This is a genomic window from Chamaesiphon sp. OTE_75_metabat_556 (assembly GCF_031378165.1).
GTDB lineage: Bacteria > Cyanobacteriota > Cyanobacteriia > Cyanobacteriales > Chamaesiphonaceae > Chamaesiphon.
Genome location: NZ_JANNDR010000220.1, coordinates 1 through 1,878 on the forward strand (window position 1 = coordinate 1; position 1,878 = coordinate 1,878).

The window sequence follows — 1,878 nt, forward strand, 5'->3', positions numbered from 1 at the left end:
TTGATGAATGATTCTAAACTGGAGATCTCCTCACTTTTTACTTTTTGATCTAGCAAGAAGTTATACATTACCTACACCTTTATGTTTAATCAATAAATATTATTGTACCACAAATCGATTTCTGATTTAGGATCGCTATAAAGCTTTGACTAGTTTTACAAAGGCAATAAGTATAAATAATAGTTCAAGATCTTTTCCGAAAAGAGCAAATATTTATATGCAAAAAAGGCTTTATGCTGAGGCCATTAGGGATTATAACGTGTACTTCGCCCAAATAGGAAGTGAAAATATTATACTTAATGAATACTGGTCTCGTAGTAACGCTCTTTTTGAAATAGGAGAATATCTAAAAGTACTTCAAGATGTAGAATCTATAATTAGACTAAATCCATCATATCACCCTGCTTTTTTTAGGAAAGCAGAAACCTATGCAAAAATGGGTAAATACAATGAGTCAATAGTTTATTATGGCGATTTCATTGAGCGATTCCCAAGTTCTGAATATAGTAAATCTTCATTGTATGACTCTAGTACTGCTACTGCTTATAGGGGAAGAGGTATGATTTATCAGAAACAAAAACTTTATAAAGAGGCAGTTGCTGATCTTCAAACTGCGGCTAGGCTCTACAATATAGCTGGCAGCATAGATAATGAGCAATTCTGCTTGAAATTGGTTCAAGATATCTTAAAAATAAAGTAAATTCATCAATCTAAAACTGAAGTTTAACGTCCAGATTTCTTCCTCAGAGAGAATCATCAAGGCATACAAATACGGTTTATAGATCGAGTACAATAGGACGAGAGAGTTCGCGGTTCATTATTATGACATCTTCACCACTGGCTACAACTTCTCAGCCCTCTGGGGTAGTCGAAGTCATTCATAAAAAACGAAATCCCATGATCGAGGATTTCCACTTTCCCGATGGACTCCCCACCGCCGAAGATTTACCCTGCTCAGACGACAAGCCTGTGGATAGCGAGTTACAAGAATTAATCCCCGGCTTACTCAAAGCCATCCTCTTTGACCTCTGGAAAGACCGCCAAGACTGGCTTTTTGGAATTGACCTAGGCTTTTACTACGACCCAGAAAAGCCTGCTATTGCTCCCGATGGCTTACTTTGTCTAGGTGTTCAGGAAGCATCTGGTGAAAATCTCCGCTCCAGCTATGTCCTTTGGCAGGAAAAGGTCATACCTCTGTTTACCTTGGAGATAGTCTCCAAAACTCCGGGCAAAGAACGCACCAAAAAGAAGGATATTTTTGAGTCGATCGGGGTGTTGTACTACTTGGTCTATGCCCCTTTGCTCAAGAAAAAAGCCAAATTTCAACTCTATAAACTAATCCAAGGCAAGTATGTCTTGCAAAGTGATGGTCACAAGCCTTACTGGATGCTAGAAATTGGTCTAGCCATAGGAGCTGAACGCCAATTGTATGGCACCAAGGAACGCGAATGGCTCTTTTGGTATGACCAAAATGATGTCAGGTATCCCAGCCCGATCGAACGAGCTGAAATTGAAAAGACTGCTCGGATTGAGGCTGAACAACAAGCCCGTCTGGAAAAAGCTGCTCGGGCGACGGTTGAACTAAAAAATGCTGCCCTGCGCAAGCGGTTATCTGAATTAGGAATAGATCCAGATTCCATCTAAGCTCAATGAACTTTAACGGTAGCCCCGGGTTCTACCATCTGGCGAGAGTTGAATAGCAAGAAACTAGCACATGTCACAACGAGAATCGACATTCTTGGGGCATAATAGAACTGATAACGATTCTCATTATATGCTTCAAGTTCAGCAACTAGCAGTTAGTTACCCCGGAGTCATCGGACTTCAGGACGTGAGCTTTCGTATTCAACCAGGTGAGCTAGTCGGGTTAGTCGGACC

Annotated in this window: 2 protein-coding genes; both read left to right on the top strand. The window is 40.6% G+C overall.

The window, feature by feature from the left end; genetic code table 11:
- The first annotated feature begins 145 nt into the window (after positions 1 to 145).
- Positions 146 to 700: a tetratricopeptide repeat protein gene (locus RMO27_RS09075; protein ID WP_309731552.1), complete on the top strand. Its 555-nt coding sequence runs from the start codon at positions 146 to 148 to the stop codon at positions 698 to 700.
- Positions 701 to 822: 122 nt separating this feature from the next.
- Positions 823 to 1,644 (top strand): Uma2 family endonuclease, encoded by an 822-nt coding sequence (locus RMO27_RS09080; RefSeq protein WP_309731554.1) that lies wholly within the window; start codon positions 823 to 825, stop codon positions 1,642 to 1,644.
- Positions 1,645 to 1,878 lie beyond the last annotated feature (234 nt).